Genomic DNA, 19,518 nt, shown 5'->3' with positions numbered 1-19,518 from the left:
CGCACGGCGTACGCGCGCGGATGAGGGAGATCCACCGCTATGGCGAGGATCCACCAGAAAATCCGGCCACGGCCTCATACGCGACTTACGGGGACCTGAGTCCCGGTCTCGAACACCACGTACGCGTAGTCCCCGGGCGAAAACGGCCCCTCAGGGGACCCGGCGCAGCACCCTGGCCAGGGCGGCCTCCACCTCGTCGGCCAGGCCCGGGGCGCAGGCGACGGCCGGTCGGCCGTCGGCACGGGCGAGCCGCACCGAGCCGCAGGAGCGGCACTCCACCTCGCCGAGCCGGCAGATGAGCGCGACGGAGCCGCATGAGGAGCACGTGTCGAGCTCGACTTCATGGGTGCGCCGGCAGTCCGGGCAGATCAGCACCTGCGTCTCGTCGCACACCCCGCGCGTCCACGGGCTGGCACCACGGATCGGGTCGGTCTGCCTGGCCCCGCAGGAGAAGCAGGGCATGATCGCCTCCGAGAGGTCGGACCGGCGGGCGCCGCGCGAACGGGCGGTCGCCGGATCACCGCTTAGGGAAGTTCGGCGAGCACCTTGCGGTACTCGGCGATGTCGCGGGCCTGTGAAATCGGATTCACGACACGCCAGCGGACCACGCCCTCGCCGTCGATGACGAAGGTCCCGCGCTCAGCGATGCCCTTCTCCTCATCGAACACACCGTACGCCCGCGCGACCTGTCCGTGCGGCCAGAAGTCGGAGAGCAGCGGGAAGGTGTAGCCCTTCTGATCCGCCCACGCACGGTGAGCGAAGATGGAGTCAACCGAGATGGTGAGAACTTCAACGTCCTCGGGCATGTCGGCCATGAACTCGTCGCGGAGGGCGTCGAGTTCGCCGCCGCAGACGCCGGTGAACGCGAGAGGATAGAAGATCAGCACGATCTTTTTGCCCCGGTGGTCGGAAAGCTTGACCGGGGTGCCGTGCTGGTCACTCAGCTCGAAGCCCGGAGCCCGGGTCCCCACCTCGATCGCCATGGCCGGGGTTCCTTTCGTCGCATGAGGCATGCGTCATCATCCTGCCGTACGGCTCACGCGAGCCGTACGGCAGGGCGGACCCTTAGCGGCGCGCCTTGGGCGTCGCCAGACGCGTCCCCGACCAGTCGGGGGCCGCACTGATGCTGCTGGTCTGCGAGAGACCCGCAGTGGTGGCGTCTTCCCCGATGTCGCTCGGCTCCACGTGCCCGTCCCGGCCGGCTTTGGGAGTGAGCAGCCAGATCTGGCCACCATCGGTGAGGTTGGTCACCACGCTGCTCAGGGCGTCGAACAGATCACCGTCACCGTCACGCCACCAGAGCAGCACGACGTCGACGACGTCCTCGAAGTCTTCATCGACCAGCTCGTTACCGGTCAGCTCCTCGACGGAGTCGCGCAGATCGTCGTCAGCGTCCTCGTCCCATCCGACTTCCTGCACCACCTGACCCTGCTTGAGGCCGAGTCGTTCGGCCAGGCCGCGTTCGCCCTGGGCCTGACCCGCGGTCGCGCTCACGTTTGTCCCTCCTGCTTGGATGGCCCCGCAATCACACGGTGCTCAAAGTGCTTCGGCACAGTCCACACGCTGTGACCCTTAGTCGTCAACGGTCGCCACGGCAACGACTGGGCTACGTATGAATTAGTCCGACAAAAATGACAAACGGACCTGGCGTTCCAGATTGTCGACGTTGAGATCCACCACGGCGATGGACTGCCAGGTTCCCAGCGCGAGCCGTCCCGACAGGACCGGGACGGTGGCGTACGGCGGAATGAGGGCGGGCATGACATGCGACCGTCCATGCCCTCTTGAGCCGTGCGCATGCCTCCATCTGTCATCGGCGGGAAGCATGGCCTCCAGCGCCGCGAGCAGATCGTCGTCACTGCCTGAGCCCAGCTCCAGCAGCGCGACCCCGGCGGTCGCGTGGGGCACGAAGACGTTCAACAGACCGTCGCCCCCGCATGACCGGACGAAGCTCTCGCACTCGGAGGTGATGTCGTGCACCCGTTCCCGGGAACCCGTTACCACCTCGATCGTCTGAGATCTCACATACCGATCCTACGATCCATCGTGAGCTGCGATGACGACCGCACCCGGCGCGGAGCGCATCAGGTGCCCCATCCGTCACGCGCCCGTGCCGGGTAGATCACCTTATACGGGACGCTCCAGCGCTCCATGGGCGTATGAAAGGGGCGCGGAGGGCACTATGAGGGAGGGCCACTCGTTACACATATGCAAGGTTTCAGTCGCTCCTCCCCGCCCTGGGAGCCCTCCCCTCGTGAGGGCTCCGGATCCCGCCGGACGGCGGGATCCGGATTCACAGGGAGGGGACCTGTAAAAAAGAGGGAACCTCGATGTAACCTTTGACGGCAATTCGTCCTACCATCGGTGGTCTAGGCCACTTATGTACCCCTGCCAGCAGGGATCTCCTGGTTACCGGTAAGTAGAGATGCACTTTCCGGGGTAAGCGACCAGGATGGAAGACGACCTACACCAGACAAAAGTCCATCCTCGGAAGGCGAGACCCAGTGGCTTCCGGACGCCAGCGTTTCTCGATCATCAGCGACGGCCTACCCAGCCAGCTTCCTGATGTCGACCCCAGTGAGACCCAGGAGTGGCTCGAGTCGCTCGACAACGTCATCAAGACGGAAGGTCGCACTCGTGCTCGTTACCTGATGCTTCGGCTGTTGGAACGGGCCCGCGAGCACCAGGTCGGCGTGCCCGGCCTGCGTAGTACCGACTACATCAACACCATCCCGCCGGAGCGTGAGCCCTGGTTCCCGGGCGACGAGTACGTCGAGCGCCGGATTCGCGCCTACACGCGCTGGAACGCGGCGGTCATGGTGACCCGGGCCAACGCCCGCACCAACGTCGGCGGGCACATCGCCACCTACGCCTCGGCCGCGTCGCTCTACGAGGTGGGTTTCAACCACTTCTTCCGCGGCAAGGACCACGGCGAGTCCGGAGACCAGGTCTTCTTCCAGGGCCACGCCGCGCCTGGCATCTACGCCCGCGCCTTCCTTGAGGGCCGCCTCAACGAGGCCCAGCTCGACGCCTTCCGCCAGGAGCTCTCGCACGGTTTCAAGGGCCTGCCCTCCTATCCGCACCCCCGCCTGATGCCCGACTTCTGGGAGTTCCCCACTGTCTCCATGGGTCTCGGGCCGATCGGGGCGATCTACCAGGCCCGGTTCAACCGCTACCTGCTGAACCGGAAGATCAAGGACACCAGCCGGAGCCACGTCTGGTGCTACCTCGGTGACGGCGAGATGGACGAGCCCGAGTCGCTCGGCGCGATCGGCCTGGCGGCCCGTGAGGAGCTCGACAACCTCACCTTCGTCATCAACTGCAACCTGCAGCGTCTCGACGGCCCGGTACGCGGCAACGGAAAGATCATCCAGGAGCTGGAGTCCTACTTCCGCGGCGCCGGCTGGAACGTCATCAAGGTCGTCTGGGGCCGCGACTGGGATCCGCTGCTGGCGGCCGACGTCGACGGCGTGCTGGTCAACAAGATGAACACCGTCCCCGACGGCCAGTTCCAGACCTACTCCGTCGAGACCGGCGAGTACATTCGCGAGAACTTCTTCGGTGACGACCCGCGCCTGCGCAAGATGGTCGAGCACCTGTCGGACGAGGACATCCGCAAGCTGTCGCGCGGCGGCCACGACTACCGCAAGGTGTACGCGGCCTACAAGTCGGCCCGCGAGCACGTCGGCCAGCCGACCGTCATCCTCGCCCAGACCATCAAGGGCTGGACCCTCGGCAAGGACTTCGAGGCGCGCAACGCGACGCACCAGATGAAGAAGCTGTCCAAGGCCGACCTGAAGGAGTTCCGCGACCGGCTCTACCTGCCGATCCCCGACTCCGCTCTCGAGGCCGACCTCCCCCCGTACTTCCACCCGGGCGAGAACGACCCCGAGATCCAGTACATGAAGGAGCGGCGCGCGGCCCTGGGCGGTTTCCTGCCCAAGCGTGTGATGCGGGCCAAGCCGGTCAAGCTTCCCGGCGACGCCGCGTACGCGCAGCTGAAGAAGGGCTCCGGCAAGCAGAACGTCGCCACCACCATGGCGTTCGTCCGCCTGCTCAAGGACCTCATGCGCGACAAGGAGATCGGCCACCGGTTCGTGCCGATCATCCCTGACGAGGCGCGCACCTTCGGTCTCGACGCGATCTTCCCGACGGCGAAGATCTACTCGCCGCACGGTCAGACCTACGAGGCGGTCGACCGCGAGCTGCTGCTGTCGTACAAGGAGTCGACCGAGGGCCAGATCCTGCACGAGGGCATCAGCGAGTCGGGCTCGATGGCCTCCACGATCGCGGTCGGCTCGTCGTACGCCACGCACGGCGAGCACATGATCCCGATCTACATCTTCTACTCGATGTTCGGCTGGCAGCGCACCGCCGACCAGATGTGGCAGTTCGCCGACCAGATGGGCCGCGGCTTCCTGCTCGGCGCCACCGCCGGCCGCACCACGCTGAACGGCGAGGGCCTGCAGCACGAGGACGGCCACACCCCGCTGATCGCCTCGACGAACCCGGCGGCGGTCTCGTACGACCCGTCGTGGGGGTTCGAGGTGGCCCACATCGTCAAGGACGGCCTGCGGAGGATGTACGGCGAGCAGCCGGAGAACGTCTTCTACTACCTGACCGTCTACAACGAGCCCTACCTCCAGCCCGCCGAGCCCGCGGACCTGGACGTGGCGGGCCTGCTCAAGGGTCTGTACAGGTTCGCCCCTGCTCCGGCCGTCTCGGGCCCGAAGGCCAACATCCTGGCGTCCGGCGTGGCCGGGCCGTGGGCCGTGGAGGCCCAGCGGATGCTGGCCGAGGACTGGGGCGTGGCGGCCGAGGTCTGGTCGGCCACCTCCTGGACGGAGCTGCGCCGCGAGGCGCTCGCCGCCGAGGAGCACAACCTGCTCAACCCCGAGGCGGACAAGCGCGTGCCGTACGTCACGCAGGCGCTGTCGAAGGCCCAGGGGCCGTTCGTGGGCGTGAGCGACTACATGCGGGCGGTCCAGGACCAGATCGCCCAGTGGGTTCCCGGTGACTGGAGCTCGCTCGGCACCGACGGCTTCGGCCTGTCGGACACCCGGTCGGCGCTGCGCCGCCACTTCCACGTGGACGCGGCCTCGATCACCCTGGCCGTGCTCACCCAGCTGGTCGAGCGCGGTGAGCTCGACCCCGAGGTGCTGGGCGACGCCATCTCCATGTACCACCTGAAGAACGGCGTGACCGAGGCAGGGGGCGCCGAGAGCAACGACACCCAGTCCATGGGCGTGTGATCCTTTCCGGGCGGGTTCTCCTTTTCCATGGGGGCCCGCCCGGTTAGGGTGGAATCGCTTCCCCCGGCGAACGATTCCCAGGGGGAGCTTTTCCATGGCAAGAATCCTTAGGGCGGCCGCGACGGTCACCGCCCTGTCAACCGCGCTGGCCGCCTGCGGCGGTGGCGACGACGGAAAGCATGTCGCCGCGGGCGCCTCCGCGACGGCCGCGCCCTCGGGGACGCCCTCGGCCGCGCCTTCAGGGACGATCGCCTGGGGTCCGTGCACCGACATCAAGCGACCCGGCGGCCAGCCCCCCGCGCGGTCCGAACGCGCGCAGCAGTGCGGGAAGCTCAAGGTCCCGCTCGACTACACCAGGCCGGACGGCGAATCCATCGACATCGCCGTCATCCGCGTCAAGGCCTCGGGTCCCGGTAAGCGAATCGGCTCGCTGGTCTTCAACTTCGGCGGCCCCGGCGCCTCGGGGGTCGACACCCTCGCCCAGGCCGCCAAGGCCTTCACCAATCTGAACCGCCGCTACGACCTGGTCAGCTTCGACCCCCGCGGGGTCGGCCGCAGTTCGGGCGTCCGGTGCGACGGCAACGCGATGATGGACAAGTTCACCTCAATGAACACCCTGCCCACCAACGACGCCGATCGCGCCGAGATCCGGCAGACCACCAGGGAGTTCACGACGGCCTGCGGGCAGACCTCGGGCAGGCTGCTCCCCTATGTCGGCACGGTGAACGCCGCCGCGGACATGGACCGCCTCCGCGCGGCCCTGGGCGAGAGGAAACTGAACTACTTCGGCATCTCGTACGGGACGCAACTCGGCGCGGTCTACGCGACCAGGTTCCCGAAGAACGTGGGCCGGTTCGTGCTGGACGCCCCGCTGGACCCGAGCGTGTCCCTGGCCGATCGCACGATGGTCCAGACGAAGGGCTTCCAGCAGGCCTACGACGCCTTCCTGAAGGACTGCGTACAGGAACCCGGTCAGTGCGAGATCGGCACCGACGTGACCCTCGCGAACAAGAACGTCGAGAAACTCATGGACGACCTGAGGGACGAGCCGCTCAAGGTCGGTGACCGCACCCTGACGCAGGGGCTGGCGGGCACCGGCATCGCCGCCGCGCTGTACTCGGAGATGACCTGGCCGCTGCTCGACCAGGCGCTGGGTCAGGCGATCAAGGGTGACGGACGGATCCTGCTGGCGATGGCCGACAGTTACAACGGCCGCCTGCCCGACGGCAGCTACACGACGCTCATGAGCAGTTTCCCGGCGATCAGTTGCGTCGACACCGCGGAACGGCCCACCCCCGAGCAGCTGGCCACGGTCGAGGCCGAGACGATGAAGGTCTCCCCGCTGTTCGGCGGCAGCGGGATGGGCCTGATCTGCTCGATGTGGCCGGTCCCCGGCAGTGACGAGGCCAGGCGGGTCAACGCCACGGGCTCGGCCCCGATCATGGTGATCGGCGGCACCGGTGACCCCGCCACCCCGTACGAGTGGGCTCCGAAACTGACCTCGGAACTCAGGACGGGCGTGCTGGTGACCTACAAGGGCGAGGGGCACGGCGCCTACCTGTCCGGTGACGCCTGCATCGGCAAGGTGACCGACGCCTACCTGATCGACGGGAAGGTTCCCGCGAAGGGGGTCACCTGCTCGAACTCCTGAGGTGAGCCTCACCTGAATCCTCTGCCCGCCGCGGTCGCCCTGGTGACGCCTCCCACGTTGCCGGCGGGCCTAGCAGGTCTCCAGGCGGGGCAGCTCGGTTTCGAAGCGGAAGTCGACTCTGCCCAGGTGACTTTCGAGCAGGCTCGCGTGGACCTCCTCGATGAAGCGCATGCGCAGCAGTTTGATGGCGGCGAGCTCACCGCCCTCGGACTCCCCGAGGTAGACGACCGTTCGCTGATTCTCAGTGTTTGTCAGTGAGGACCAGCGAGCCGCCACGTTGCCGCAGCGGCGTTCCCCGTTGCCGGGGTTCCCGTTTCACCGGTGCGTGCCCGGCACGAATGCCGGGTCCTACCGCTCCTCGGCGGGCGTTTAACGTCTCCCCGCGACTCTGGGCGACGTCGGCCACGAGCGCGGCCAGGTTACGGGCGGCGTTCAGATCCCGATCCAGGACCAGACCACACGCCACACAGCTGTATGTGCGTTCAGACAGGGGCAGCTTGGCTTTCACCACACCACAACCCGAACACGTCTTACTGGACGGGTACCACCGATCGGCTGCCAGCAGCCGGCCGCCACTCCAGCCGGTCTTGTAGGTGAGCTGCCGACGCACCTCACCCATCCCGACATCGGCAACCACGCGGGCCAAGCGCCGGTTGGCCAGCATCCCGGACACGTTCAGATCCTCGACTACGACCGTGCCATACGTGGCCGCCAGCTTGGTGGTGAGCTGATGCAGGCCGTCGCGCCGTTGCCAGGCAACGCGGGCATGTGTCTTACCCAGCGCGGCCTTGGTCTTGCGCCAGCGCGCCGACGGCTCCCGGCGGCCACCCTCGGGAGTGCGCGGCCCGGTCCGGCGGGCCAGTTGCTTGTTCAGCCGCCGCAGCCGTTTCAGAGCCGTCCGATGATGCTTAGGGTTATCGATCACCTGACCGGTGGACAGCACCGCCAGCGCCTTGACCCCTAGGTCCGCCCCCACCACCGCCCCCGGCCTGGCCGGGGCGCTTTCGGCATGGTCGATCTCGCAGGTGAACGACACAAACCACCGACCGCCCTCCAACCGGACCGTCGCCGACAGAATCCGGCCGGTGCCCCGCTCCAGATGGCGGGCTAGTTTACGGGTGGACTCACACGTGCGGATCGTGCCCAGTCGCGGCAACGTGACGTGATGACGGTCGGCCTCGACGCGGATGGTTCCGGTGGTGAACCGACACGCGGGGGTGGTGCGGTGCTTGGGCTTGAAGCGGGGGAATCCGACCTTTCTGCCCTTGCGCTTGCCGGTGCGCGAGTCGGCCCAGTTCCTCAGCGCCCTTGCCAGTGTCTCCAGGCCACTGTTGTAGGCCTCTTTGGAGTTCTCACCCCACCAGGGCGCGACGGTGTCCTTGGCCGCATTCCACAGCCTGCGCAACGCATACAGGGACCAAGGAACCTCGGTCAACAACTCAGCAGCCACCCCGTAGCTCTGCTCCGCCTCCCGCTGTGACCAAGCCGCTTTAACCCGGTGCAGCGCCCAGTTGAACGCGAACCGCGCCGCCCCACCATGCGAGAGCAACCCGAACTCCTGCGCAGGAACGGGATCGAGGGCATAGCGATAGGCCTGATGAACCCGCACTACCCACCCCGCTCTTCACTCAGCGCGGTCAACTGATTACGTTAACCCTACCTTTGGGGGTGATCGACAGCTTCCAATAACGGGAAACCCGCCGCCGGGCACAGGACCGAACCCCGGCAACACGTACCGTCCCTCCGACATCTCGGTCCACCAGACAGAGAATGCCAAAGAACCGGTAAACACTGATGAGGCAATCAGCAGTCCATACCTCCTGACCGCCCTCCCCCAGCCTGCCCCTGAGCGAGTACTCCCCCAGTCGCGGCGGGTCCCCCGGCCGCAACGGTCTGATCTCCGGCACCGCGGACCCCTCGTTCCCTGTGCTTTGCCAGAACATTACACATCGGACGGGGGAACGATCACCCTTCCTCGCCGGGACGGTCGGACGAGATCTCCCATGGATGCGCCACGGTGATCCCCACCCTGACTCCATCCGGCGGTTGAACCGACAAAACAGCATCGATAGCCTAGGCCGACGCATCTCATTGGAGCTCAATGGCCCAACCACCAAAACACCCACTAGCCGCACCGCAGAACCTTCCCGGCAAACCGCCTGCCAAGCCCTCCGGGATCAAGGCTTCCACGGTGGTCACCATCACCGGGATCGGTGTCGTCTCTCTGCTTCTGGTCGGCTACTGCTCCGCGCAGCAGGACTACGAGGAGGTGGGCGCCGAGTGCGTCGACCTCAACAGCCGCCAGCCGGACGGTACGTACGAGGTGGTGGACGAGGACCTCTGCGACGACGACGGCGGTAGCGGTTACCACGGGTCACGCGGCGCCTACAGCTGGTACTACGGCGGCGTCAGGAACGGCGCGTACATCCGGCAGGGGACCACCGTGCGCCCCTCGGACGTCAAAATCACCAGCCGTAAGGGCACCGTGATCCAGCGGGGCGGCTTCGGCGGGCGCAGCGGGTCAGGTAGCGGGAGCTGATCCGGCACAGATGAGACGCGAGACCTCGCTCCCCCGTGCCGACTGGGAGAGCATCATCGAGGGCCACGGCCTGGCCTACCACCGCTCGGCACACCCGGTAGGCCTCACCCGCCCGTACTGGGACGAGGCCGTGCAGTACGTCTTCTCCATGGACGAGATCCTGGACCTGGAGAACCAGGTCGAGGATCTGCACCGGATGTGCCTGCACGCCGTGGAGCACGTCATCGAGAAGAACCGCTACGCCGACTTCGCGCTTCCGGACTGGGTGGCCTCGGAGATCGCCGCCTCCTGGGAGCGGAACGACCCGCACCTGTTCGGCCGGTTCGACCTGCGCTACGACGGGACCGGTCCGGCCAAGATGCTGGAGTACAACGCCGACACCCCCACCAGTCTGCTGGAGAGCTCGGTGGTGCAGTGGTTCTGGCTGCGCGACCGCTATCCCGACGACGACCAGTGGAACTCCATCCACGAACGACTGATCGCCAGGTGGCAGCAGATCTCGACCGGCCTGCCCACCGGACCCACGCACTTCGCCTGGACCAACATGGACACCTCAGGCGAGGAGGCGATGACCCTCGCCTACCTGCAGGAGACCGCCGACCAGGCCGGCCTCAAGACCGTCGCGCTGGCCATGGAGGACATCGGCTGGGACGACCTCAACCTGCGCTTCGTCGACATGGAGCGCCGGGTGATCCGCTCGCTCTGCAAGCTGTACCCGTGGGAGTGGGCGGTCGCCGATCCGTTCGGAACACGGGCGGTGCGCCAGCAGGCCTCGATGACCTGGATCGAGCCGCTGTGGAAGATGCTGCTGTCCAACAAGGCGCTGCTCGCGGTGCTCTGGGAGCTGTATCCGGACCACCCGAACCTGCTGCCCGCCTATCTCGACGGCCCCCGCGACATGTCCTCGTACATCGCCAAGCCGTTGCTCGGCCGCGAGGGCGCGAACATGCGGATCGTCGCCCCCGGCGAGCGCGTCGAGACCTCGGGCGGCTACGGCGCCGAGGGGCACGTCTACCAGGAGTTCCGGGCACTGCCTGTCTTCGACGGCTGGCGTCCCGTGCTCGGCGCCTGGGTGGTCCACGACGAGGCGGCGGGTGTCGGCATCCGCGAGACCTCAGGGTTCATCACCGACGACACGTCGTCATTCGTTCCGCACCGCATCGAGCTCTGAGTCCTGGAAAGAGAATGAAGCCATGAGTCCCACCCCCATCCCGGCCGTGACGCTCCTGCCCTCCGCGCCCGGCGGCGAGACGCTGTCGATCGCCGAAATCCTCGGACGCGGCGCGCTCGCGATCGCCTCCTACGCCGCCCTCGGCGTGATCCTGCTGATCATCGGCTTCTACGTGATCGACCTGGCCATCCCCGGTAAGCTCAGCCGGCTGATCAAGGAGGACCGCAACCCCAACGCCACCCTGCTCGCCTGCTCCGGGCTGGCCGCCCTCGGGCTGATCGTCGCGGCCTCCATCTGGTCCTCCGGCGGCGCCCTGCACGAGGGCCTGCTCGCGACGTTGGTCTTCGGCCTGGTCGGCATCGCCGTACAGACCGTGGCGATGATCGCCTTCGACAAGGTGGCGGGGGTCTCGGTGCGCGAGCTGGTCAAGGAGCCGGACCTCCAGCCGGGCGCCCGACTGCTGGCGGTCACCCACCTGGCCATCGGACTGATCACCGCCGTCGCGGTCGTCTGAGCGCGGTCGCGACCGCCGCGAGGACCCGATCGTGCCGGATGTACAAGATCGAGGGTCTTGCGCTGTCGGGAACCATGGCTGGTGCATCTCCGACGACCTGGCACTCTTAGTGGCGTGAGGGAACGGAGCGAGCGAGCGGTCAGGCACAGCGACGTCGTGACCGGGTCGGATGAGAGGGATCTCGACTCCGACCGGGTCAGGGAGGACACCACGCGCCGGCTGGAACGGGCCATGGGCACGCTGAGCACGGCCGCCATGTCCCGGATGGACGACCGGCTGATGTGGTTTCGCGCGCTCTCCGCGGAGGACAGGTCCTGGGTCGGGCTGGTCGCCCAGGCCGGGATCGCCGCCTTCGTGGAGTGGTTCCAGCACGCCGGCGAGGGCCGCCCGACGCCCAGCATCGAGTTCTTCGGCACCGCGCCCAGGGAGCTGAAGCGGTCCATCTCGCTGCAGCAGACGGTCGACATCGTGCGGGTCGTGGTCGAGGTGGTCGAGGCACAGACCGAGGAGCTGGCGGCGCCCGGCGGCGATGACCAGCTCCAGCAGGCGATGCTCCGCTACACCCGCGACGTCGCGTTCGCCGCCGCGCAGGTGTACGCGCGGGAGGCCGAGGCGCGCGGCGCCTGGGACGCGCGGCTGGAGGCGCTGATCGTGGACGCCCTGGTCAGGGGGGAGGTCGACGACGGCCTGCACTCCTGGGCCGCCGCGCTCGGCTGGACCTCCACGCCCGTCGTGGTGCTGGCGGGACAGACGCCCGACGACGACCCGCAGGCGGTGATAGACGCGCTGCGCGACCGGGGCCGCAGGTCCGGTCTGGACATGCTGGCCGGGGTGCAGGGCGACCGGCTGATCGTGATCGTGGGCGGTGCGGACAGTGTCGCCGCCGCGGCCAGGCACGTGGTGCCGCGTTTCGGAAACGGGCCGATCGTGATCGGGCCCGAGGTGGCGGACCTGCACTCGGCCGCCAGGTCGGCGCGGGCGGCGATGGCCGGGCTGCGGGCGGCCGCGGGGTGGCCGGACGCGCCCAGGCCGGTCCACGCCGAGGACCTGCTGGCCGAACGGGCCCTGGACGGTGACGCCGACGCCAGGGCACAGCTGATCGAGAACGTCTACCAGCCGCTGATCGGCACGCCACTGCTCGACACCCTGGCGACCTACCTGGAACAGGGCACCTCCCTGGAGGCGACGGCACGGCTGCTGTTCGTCCATCCGAACACGGTGCGCTACCGTCTGCGTAAGATCACCGAGTTGACCGGTTACCAGCCGACCGAGGGGCGATCCGCCTTCACTCTGCAGGTGGGACTGATCCTCGGACGCCTATCGGAAACGCCGGTGACGTAGCAGGCTTTACTTAACTTCCACGAAACCCCCACTGTAGGTTCCCTACAAAAAACTGGGGACAAACTTCGTCTGGATCTCTATCCGAGTATTGAACCTCTACAGGGCAGGCTGGATTTCGTGCTCGTCATCGTCGCTCCGGGCCAGGGTGCCCAGACTCCAGGCTTCCTCAGTCCATGGCTCGAACTACCGGGCCTGGCCGACCGGCTGACCGCTTGGTCGGAGCTGGCCGGACTCGATCTGATCGCCTACGGGACCACCGCCGACGCGGACGAGATCCGTGACACCGCCGTCGCGCAGCCCCTGCTCGTGGCCGCCGGACTGGCCGTCGCCGAGGTCCTGGGAGCCTCTCCCGACATCGTCGCCGGACACAGCGTGGGTGAGTTCACCGCCGCGGCCCTGGCCGGGGTGCTCACGCCCGAACAGGCCCTCGGCCTCGTCCGCGAGCGCGGCCAGGCCATGGCCAAGGCCGCGGCCATCACCGAGACCGGCATGTCCGCCGTCCTCGGCGGGGTCGAGGAGGAGGTCCTCGCGGCCATCGCCGCCAACGGGCTCACTCCCGCCAACGTCAACGGCGCCGGGCAGATCGTCGTCGGCGGCACGCTGGAGCAACTGGCGGCCTTCAAGGCGGAGCCGCCCGCCCGCGCCCGGGTGATCCCGCTGTCGGTCGCCGGCGCGTTCCACACCGTGCACATGGCCTCCGCCGTCGACAGCCTGCGCGAGGCCACCTCGGGCCTCACCCCGGCCGACCCCGCCGTCACCCTGCTGTCCAACAGCGACGGCGCGGCGGTCACGAGCGGCGCCGACTTCCTGGAGCGCCTGGTCACCCAGGTCGCCAACCCGGTGCGCTGGGGCGCCTGCATGGCCACGATGGCCGAGCGCGGCGTCACCACCATGATCGAACTTGTCCCCGGCGGCACGCTCACCGGCCTGGCCAAGCGTGCTCTGCGCGGGGTGACGACCGTCGCCCTGAAGACCCCCGACGATCTGGGAGCCGCGCGAGCCGCTCTCCAGTCGAATGAGGAGCGGTGACAGACGAATGAAGATCCCTCAGGGTTCTCCGGGCGCGAAGATCCTGGCCTTCGGCCACTACCAGCCTTCCCAGGTGGTCACCAACGACGACCTGTCCGCGACCATGGAGACCGACGACGCCTGGATCCAGAGCCGGGTCGGCATCAAGGAGCGCCGGATCGCCCCGGACAGCGAGTCGGAGATCGACCTGGCCGTGCAGGCGGGCGGCAAGGCGCTCGCCGCGAGCGGCCTGTCGGTCTCCGACATCGACCTGGTGATCGTCGCCACCTGCACGCTGGAGACCCAGATCCCCAACGCCGCAGGCCGGGTGGCCACCCGGCTGGGCATCGACGCTCCCGGCGCGTTCGACGTCAACACCGCCTGCTCCGGTTTCTGCTACGCGCTCGCGGTCGCCAACGACGCGATCCGCGCGGGTTCGGCCACCAACGTGCTCGTCGTCGGCACCGAGAAGCTCTCCCAGTGGATCGACTGGACCGACCGCGCCACCGCGGTGATCTTCGCCGACGGCGCGGGCGCCGCGGTCGTCGGCCCCTCCGACACCCCGGGGATCGGTCCCGTGGTCTGGGGCAGCGCCGGTGACAAGTTCGACGCGATCATCATCAAGGACCGCGACTCCTTCCTGCACCAGGAGGGCCAGACCGTGTTCCGCTGGGCGACCACCGCGCTGCACCCCGTCGCCAAGGAGATCTGCGAGCGTGCCGGAGTGGACCCCGCCGACCTCGCGGCCTTCGTGCCCCACCAGGCCAATCTCCGCATCATCGAGACGATCGCCCGCAAGCTCGGCGCCGAGAACGCCGTCATCGCCAAGGACATCGTCCTGGCGGGCAACACCTCAGCCGCCTCGATCCCCCTCGCCCTGTCCCGGATGATCGAACGCGGCGAGGTCCAGCCCGGCGGGCTCGCCCTGCTGCTGGGCTTCGGTGCGGGCCTGACCTACGCCGGTCAGGTCATCGAGATCCCCTAGAACTTCCGCGCGGCCCCGCCGCACGGAAAGCCAGAAGAAAACCCATTTCAAGGAGAACACGCGACATGGCTCTGACCGAGCAGGAGATCCTCGCCGGCATTGGCAAGATCGTCAACGAGATCACCGGAATCCCGGCCTCCGAGGTCACCCCGGAGAAGAGCTTCGTCGACGACCTCGACATCGACTCGCTGTCCATGGTCGAGATCGCCGTCGCCGCCCAGGACGAGTTCGGCGTGGAGATTCCGGACGACCAGCTCAAGCACCTCAAGAACGTCAAGGACGTCATCAACTTCATCCAGAACTGAGACGTCTCGATCCTTACCCCTAAGACCAGCGATTCATAAGGAGCGCAGAACGTGAGTACAGGCCAGGTACGTGTCGTCGTCACCGGGCTCGGCGCGACAACGCCTCTCGGTGGAGACGTCGCCTCGACCTGGTCGGCGCTCCTCGCCGGTCAGTCCGGGGTCCGCGACATCACCGAGGACTGGGTCGACTCCGTCCCGGTGAAGTTCGCCGCCTTCGCCGCGGTGGACCCGACCGAGGTCCTGCCCCGGCCGGAGGCCCGGCGGCTGGACCGGGTCGAGCAGTTCGCACTGGTCGCGGCACGCGAGGCGTGGGCGCACGCCGCGATCGACAAGGTCGACCCCGAGCGGCTCGGTGTCGTCGTGGGCAGCGGTATCGGGGGTATCACCACGATCCTCACCGCCTACGACGCCTTCAAGGAGAAGGGCTGGCAGCGGCTCTCACCGTTCACCGTGCCCATGCTGATGCCGAACGGCGCGGCGGGCTGGATCGGCATCGAGGTCGGCGCCCGCGCCGGCGTCCACGCCACCGTGAGCGCCTGCGCCACCGGCGCCGAGTCGATCGGGTACGCCATCGAGATGATCCGCTCCGGCCGGGCCGACGTGGTCGTGGCGGGCGGCACCGAGGCCGCCATCCACCCGATGAACATCGGCTCCTTCGCCGCCATGCGCGCCATGTCGACCCGTAACGACGAGCCCCAGCGCGCCTCCCGGCCGTGGGACAAGGGCCGGGACGGGTTCGTCCTCGGCGAGGGCGCCGGCATCCTGGTGCTGGAGTCGGAGGAGCACGCCCGCGCGCGGGGCGCCACGATCTACGCGGTGGCCGCCGGAGTCGGGTACTCGGCCGACGCCCACCACATCGCCCAGCCCGAGCCGACCGGTGCCGGGGTCATGCTCGCCATGCGCCGCGCCCTGGAGAACTCCGGCCTCACCGGCGGCGACATCAAGCACGTGAACGCGCACTCCACCTCCACCCCCGCCGGCGACGTGGTGGAGACGGTCGCGATCAAGGAGGTCATCGGTGACCACCCGCTGGTCAGCGGCACCAAGTCGATGACCGGTCACCTGCTCGGCGGCGCCGGCGGCATCGAGTCCGTCTTCACGGTTCTCGCCCTTCACGAGCGCCGCGCACCTGGAACGATCAACCTGGACGACCTCGACGACGGCGTCGAGGTGGACATCGTGCGCGATGGGCCCCGTGCTCTGCCCGGTGGCCAGATCGCCGCGATCAACAACTCCTTCGGGTTCGGCGGACACGACGTCGCCGTGGCCTTCACCAGCGTCTGACAGGAGCTCGCGATGACCGTGCTCGACGACGGGGTGGTGAGCGAGGCCTCCGAACAGGAGCCCCTTGATCCCCGTGACCCCCAGGTACGCCTCTCCGCTCTGCTCGACGAGGGCTCGCTCCGGCTGATCTCACCGGTCGACCGCAGCGGCATGCTCGCCGCGACGGGCCGGGTGGAGGGCGTGCCGGTCGTCGCGTTCGTCAGCGACGCCCGCGTGCAGGGCGGTGCGATGGGCAGCGAGGGGTGCGAGCACATCGTGCACGCCTACGACGTCGCGGTCCGCGAGCGGGTCCCGATCATCGGCGTCTGGCACTCCGGCGGCGCCCGCCTCGCCGAGGGGGTCGAGTCACTGCACGCGGTCGGCCGCGTCTTCGCCGCGATGACCCGCGCCTCAGGGGTAATCCCGCAGTTGTCCGTCGTCGTGGGTCCCGCCGCGGGCGGCGCCGCGTACGGCCCGGCGCTGACCGACATCGTGATCCTGGCCGACGAGGGCCGTATCTTCGTCACCGGTCCCGACGTGGTCCGTAGCGTCACCGGCGAGCAGATCGACATGGCCGGCCTGGGGGGTCCCGAGCCGCACAGCAAGCGCAGCGGCGTCGTCCACGTGGTCACCAAGACCGAGACGGAGGCCTACCTGCAGGCCCGCCGCCTCGCGGTGCTCCTCGGCCACCAGGGCCGGGTGCGCACCGAGGTCGAGGAGGTCGACTTCTCCGGCCTGCTGCCCGAGAACGTGCGCCGCGCCTACGACGTGAAGCCGCTCGTCAAGGGCCTGCTCGACGAGCCGGGCGTGGAGCTGCACGCCAAGTGGGCGCCCAACATCGTCACCACCCTGGGCCGTCTCGGGGGCCGGACCGTGGGCGTGGTGGCCAACAACCCGATGCGCCTGGGCGGCTGCCTCGACTCCGCCTCGGCGGAGAAGGCCGCACGGTTCGTCCGGATGTGCGATGCCTTCGGGGTGCCGCTGGTCGTCCTGGTCGACGTCCCCGGCTACCTGCCGGGCGTCGGGCAGGAGCACGACGGTGTGGTCCGCCGCGGCGCCAAGCTCCTGCACGCCTTCGCCGAGGCCTCCGTGCCGCGGATCACCCTGGTCACCAGGAAGGCGTACGGCGGCGCCTACATCGCCATGAACTCCCGCTCGCTGGGCGCGACCAAGGTGTTCGGCTGGCCGACGACCCAGGTCGCGGTCATGGGCGCGGTCGCCGCGGTCCGCATCCTCAAGCGCCGCGAGCTCGCCGCCGCCCCCGAGGAGGAGCGCGCCGCCCTGGAGACCAGACTCGCCGAGGAGCACGAGATCCTCGCCGGCGGCCTCGATCGGGCCATCGAGCTCGGCGTGATCGACGAGGTCATCAAGCCCGGGGAGACCCGGGGCGCCATCGCCAGGGTCCTGGCCAAGGCGACCCCCGCACGGGGCGCGCACGGCAACATCCCGCTCTGAACATCGCTCGCCGAGCCCCCGTCCCGGTCCCCGGGACGGGGGCTCACCCGTTGTGGCGAAATTCGAAGCGCCGACGGCGCCACCGGTACCGCTGAGCGGCGGATGAGCATGGGAGCCCGGTCTCCGAGCGGGTTCTCAGGGCCGAAGGGGACCTCACACTCCCCGTGCGAGGACTCCACGACCCGGTCTCCGGGGCCCGCGGGGCCGACGCCACCTGGCGGGATACCCGGTACGGGGACCGGGGTCAGACGGCGGCGTGCAGCCAGCGGACCGGTGCGCCCTCCCCCGCGTAGCGGAACGACTCAAGCTCGGCATCCCACTGCTTGCCCAGCAGGCGATCGATCTCCTCCTCCAGCACCACGCGGCCCTGGCGTGCCATCAGCATGGCGGAACGCAGCCGGTCTTCCGGGATCAGGATGTCGCCCGTGGCCCCGACGACGGCCGTGAAGGCACCGAGAGACGGGGTGTAGGCGTGCCGGGACCCGTCGACACCCGGTGAGGCGTCCTCGGTGATCTCGAAGCGGATCCGCTGCCAGCCCATCAGGGATGAGGTGATGGCCGCCGCGGTACCCACACGGGCCTCCCACTCGGCCTGTGCGCGCACGTGACCGGGCGCGGCGGGCTGTGGAGTCCAGGTCAGGTCTACGGGGACGCCAAGAACACCTGCGACCGCCCATTCAATATGAGGGCACAGCGCAGGCTGCGCTGAGTGGACGTAAAGCACGCCACGAGCAGACACCGGACCTCCCGTTTCGGTACGAGGTGCGCCTTCCCCAACGGCCTCGTCCCAGGATGATCACAAGTGACTGAAGGAGAGACTACCGTCGGTTGTGACATCGCACCAGAGGGGGGTCATACCAAGATGTTGCGACGCGGACGCTTGGCCAGGGCATCCTCGGAGCGACGAGAACCCCCACAAGCTGGTGAGCACCCCCGGAGGACCAGATGGACACCGATATGGAACGGGTCGAACCCATCCCTGGATCGCCCGCTCTGATCAGAAAAGGTCAGCTGCTGACCGACGCCTCGGGCATGGCCGCCACCGCCCGCTGGGCCGACGCCGTCACCGAGGCTCAAGGGATCTACCGGGTGCGGCTCTCATCGGGCGTGGACGTCTGCGACCTGGTGGCGTCGTTGCGGGAACGGGGGTTTCCCGCCTCCCCCAACCATGTGCTGACAGGCCAGCCGCTCTATTTCGGAGGTCCGGCCTCCCGCCCCTTTCCCAGCCGCGCCCTCCCGATGCCCGAGCCCGCCGCGGACGGGTCCGCCGCGGCCGCCGTGACGGTGGCACTGGCCGACACGGGCCTGGTGTCGCACCCGTGGTGGCGGACGAGCCCGTGGTTCCTGGAACGGGGACAGGAGGCCGCGGAGGTGCCCGACTCGGACGGCGACGGCGAGCTGGACCCCCAGGCGGGGCACGGCACGTTCATCACCGGGCTGGTCCTGCGGTCGGCCCCGGCGGCGAGGCCACGGCCGATCCGGATGCTGAACAGCCACGGCATCGGGGACGAGGCCGGGCTGCTGAGCGTCCTGGGCCGGCTCAGGGCCGAACCGCCCCGGGTGCTCAACCTGTCCTTCGGCGGGCACACCTTCGACGACGGCCCCTCCCCGCTGGTCGAGGCCGCCCTGGCGGAACTGGCCGGCACGGTCACGGTGGCCTGCGCGGGCAACACCGCCTCGGATCGCCCCTTCTGGCCCGCCGCCTCGCCCGGGGTGATCGCCGTCGGAGCACTGGACGCGGCGGAGCGGGCCAGGGCCCCGTTCTCGGCGTACGGCCCGTGGGTCGACGCGTGCGCCCGCGGCGAGTGGCTGTCCAGCACCTTCCTCGAACACGGCGCGTTCCGCGGCTACGCCTGCTGGAGCGGGACCTCCTTCGCCGCCGCCCTGGTGAGCGGGGCGATCGCGGCGGCGTCGGCGGACCGGCCCTCGCGGGAGGCCGCGGAACACGTCCTCGATCCGGCGAGGGCCGGGCGGATCCCCGATTTGGGAGTCGTCGTGCCCACGCCCGGCTAAAGTCTCACCCAGAGTGTTCTC

The 19,518-nt window shown here is 68.8% G+C and carries 18 protein-coding genes; 12 read left to right on the top strand and 6 right to left on the bottom strand.

The features are described 5' to 3' along the window. Nucleotides 1–150: 150 nt before the first annotated feature. From AB0J58_RS15195 to AB0J58_RS15180, 4 genes are all read right to left on the bottom strand, one after another. Entirely contained in the window at nt 151–462 is a 312-nt protein-coding gene (locus tag AB0J58_RS15195; protein ID WP_343967726.1) for a hypothetical protein, read from the bottom strand. A gap of 62 nt (nt 463–524) precedes the next feature. Beyond that, nucleotides 525–983, bottom strand: a complete 459-nt coding sequence (locus tag AB0J58_RS15190; RefSeq protein ID WP_343967724.1) for a peroxiredoxin — start codon at nt 981–983, stop codon at nt 525–527. A gap of 82 nt (nt 984–1,065) precedes the next feature. Next, on the bottom strand, nt 1,066–1,494 hold the full coding sequence (locus tag AB0J58_RS15185; protein ID WP_030920118.1) for a DUF3052 domain-containing protein: 429 nt from the start codon (nt 1,492–1,494) through the stop codon (nt 1,066–1,068). A gap of 123 nt (nt 1,495–1,617) precedes the next feature. Then, nucleotides 1,618–2,025, bottom strand: coding sequence for a secondary thiamine-phosphate synthase enzyme YjbQ (locus AB0J58_RS15180; protein WP_364215340.1), 408 nt, complete (start codon nt 2,023–2,025; stop codon nt 1,618–1,620). 479 nt (nt 2,026–2,504) lie between these two features. Here AB0J58_RS15180 and aceE point away from each other — a divergent pair, with 479 nt between their 5' ends. Together aceE and AB0J58_RS15170 are read left to right on the top strand one after the other, a co-directional pair. Beyond that, complete coding sequence (gene aceE / locus AB0J58_RS15175) at nt 2,505–5,252, top strand: pyruvate dehydrogenase (acetyl-transferring), homodimeric type (RefSeq protein ID WP_364215337.1); 2,748 nt, start codon at nt 2,505–2,507, stop codon at nt 5,250–5,252. 94 nt (nt 5,253–5,346) lie between these two features. After that, the gene (locus AB0J58_RS15170; protein ID WP_364215334.1) at nt 5,347–6,903 is read left to right on the top strand and encodes an alpha/beta hydrolase; all 1,557 of its coding nucleotides are present in this window, start codon (nt 5,347–5,349) and stop codon (nt 6,901–6,903) included. 241 nt (nt 6,904–7,144) lie between these two features. Here the strand turns inward: AB0J58_RS15170 and tnpB are convergent, their stop codons facing one another. Next, nucleotides 7,145–8,512: an IS607 family element RNA-guided endonuclease TnpB gene (tnpB, locus tag AB0J58_RS15165; RefSeq protein WP_364215332.1), complete on the bottom strand. Its 1,368-nt coding sequence runs from the start codon at nt 8,510–8,512 to the stop codon at nt 7,145–7,147. A 582-nt stretch (nt 8,513–9,094) separates the two neighbouring features. Between tnpB and AB0J58_RS15160 the strand changes: the two genes are divergently transcribed. The 9 genes from AB0J58_RS15160 to AB0J58_RS15120 all read left to right on the top strand — a co-directional run bounded on the left by AB0J58_RS15160 (nt 9,095) and on the right by AB0J58_RS15120 (nt 17,484). Continuing rightward, nucleotides 9,095–9,442, top strand: coding sequence for a hypothetical protein (locus tag AB0J58_RS15160; RefSeq protein ID WP_364215329.1), 348 nt, complete (start codon nt 9,095–9,097; stop codon nt 9,440–9,442). A gap of 10 nt (nt 9,443–9,452) precedes the next feature. Beyond that, nucleotides 9,453–10,613, top strand: coding sequence for a glutathionylspermidine synthase family protein (locus AB0J58_RS15155; RefSeq protein ID WP_364215326.1), 1,161 nt, complete (start codon nt 9,453–9,455; stop codon nt 10,611–10,613). A gap of 22 nt (nt 10,614–10,635) precedes the next feature. Next, nucleotides 10,636–11,127 (top strand): DUF350 domain-containing protein, encoded by a 492-nt coding sequence (locus AB0J58_RS15150; RefSeq protein WP_364215323.1) that lies wholly within the window; start codon nt 10,636–10,638, stop codon nt 11,125–11,127. A 231-nt stretch (nt 11,128–11,358) separates the two neighbouring features. Next, on the top strand, nt 11,359–12,468 hold the full coding sequence (locus AB0J58_RS15145; RefSeq protein ID WP_051753216.1) for a helix-turn-helix domain-containing protein: 1,110 nt from the start codon (nt 11,359–11,361) through the stop codon (nt 12,466–12,468). Between the two features lie 117 nt (nt 12,469–12,585). Beyond that, a complete protein-coding gene (locus AB0J58_RS15140; RefSeq protein ID WP_364215321.1) occupies nt 12,586–13,497 on the top strand; it encodes an ACP S-malonyltransferase in 912 nt (303 codons plus the stop codon). A gap of 7 nt (nt 13,498–13,504) precedes the next feature. After that, nucleotides 13,505–14,461 carry a beta-ketoacyl-ACP synthase III gene (locus tag AB0J58_RS15135; protein WP_364215318.1) on the top strand — a complete coding sequence of 319 codons (957 nt, stop codon included), beginning with the start codon at nt 13,505–13,507 and terminating at the stop codon, nt 14,459–14,461. A gap of 65 nt (nt 14,462–14,526) precedes the next feature. Beyond that, nucleotides 14,527–14,766, top strand: a complete 240-nt coding sequence (locus tag AB0J58_RS15130) for an acyl carrier protein (RefSeq protein WP_030920149.1) — start codon at nt 14,527–14,529, stop codon at nt 14,764–14,766. A 51-nt stretch (nt 14,767–14,817) separates the two neighbouring features. Next, a complete protein-coding gene (fabF, locus tag AB0J58_RS15125) occupies nt 14,818–16,050 on the top strand; it encodes a beta-ketoacyl-ACP synthase II (protein ID WP_364215315.1) in 1,233 nt (410 codons plus the stop codon). Nucleotides 16,051–16,062: 12 nt separating this feature from the next. Then, on the top strand, nt 16,063–17,484 hold the full coding sequence (locus AB0J58_RS15120; protein WP_364215312.1) for a carboxyl transferase domain-containing protein: 1,422 nt from the start codon (nt 16,063–16,065) through the stop codon (nt 17,482–17,484). A 244-nt stretch (nt 17,485–17,728) separates the two neighbouring features. On the opposite strand, the gene AB0J58_RS15115 is transcribed toward AB0J58_RS15120, so the two are convergent. Further along, on the bottom strand, nt 17,729–18,223 hold the full coding sequence (locus tag AB0J58_RS15115) for a DUF3145 domain-containing protein (RefSeq protein WP_030920167.1): 495 nt from the start codon (nt 18,221–18,223) through the stop codon (nt 17,729–17,731). Nucleotides 18,224–18,429: 206 nt separating this feature from the next. Between AB0J58_RS15115 and AB0J58_RS15110 the strand changes: the two genes are divergently transcribed. Continuing rightward, complete coding sequence (locus tag AB0J58_RS15110; RefSeq protein WP_364215309.1) at nt 18,430–19,497, top strand: S8/S53 family peptidase; 1,068 nt, start codon at nt 18,430–18,432, stop codon at nt 19,495–19,497. Nucleotides 19,498–19,518: the final 21 nt, after the last annotated feature.

It is taken from the genome of Streptosporangium sp. NPDC049644 (assembly GCF_040675205.1).
GTDB lineage: Bacteria > Actinomycetota > Actinomycetes > Streptosporangiales > Streptosporangiaceae > Streptosporangium > Streptosporangium fukuiense.
Note: the sequence above shows the minus strand (reverse complement) of the source record. Positions and strands in the feature narration are given on the sequence as shown.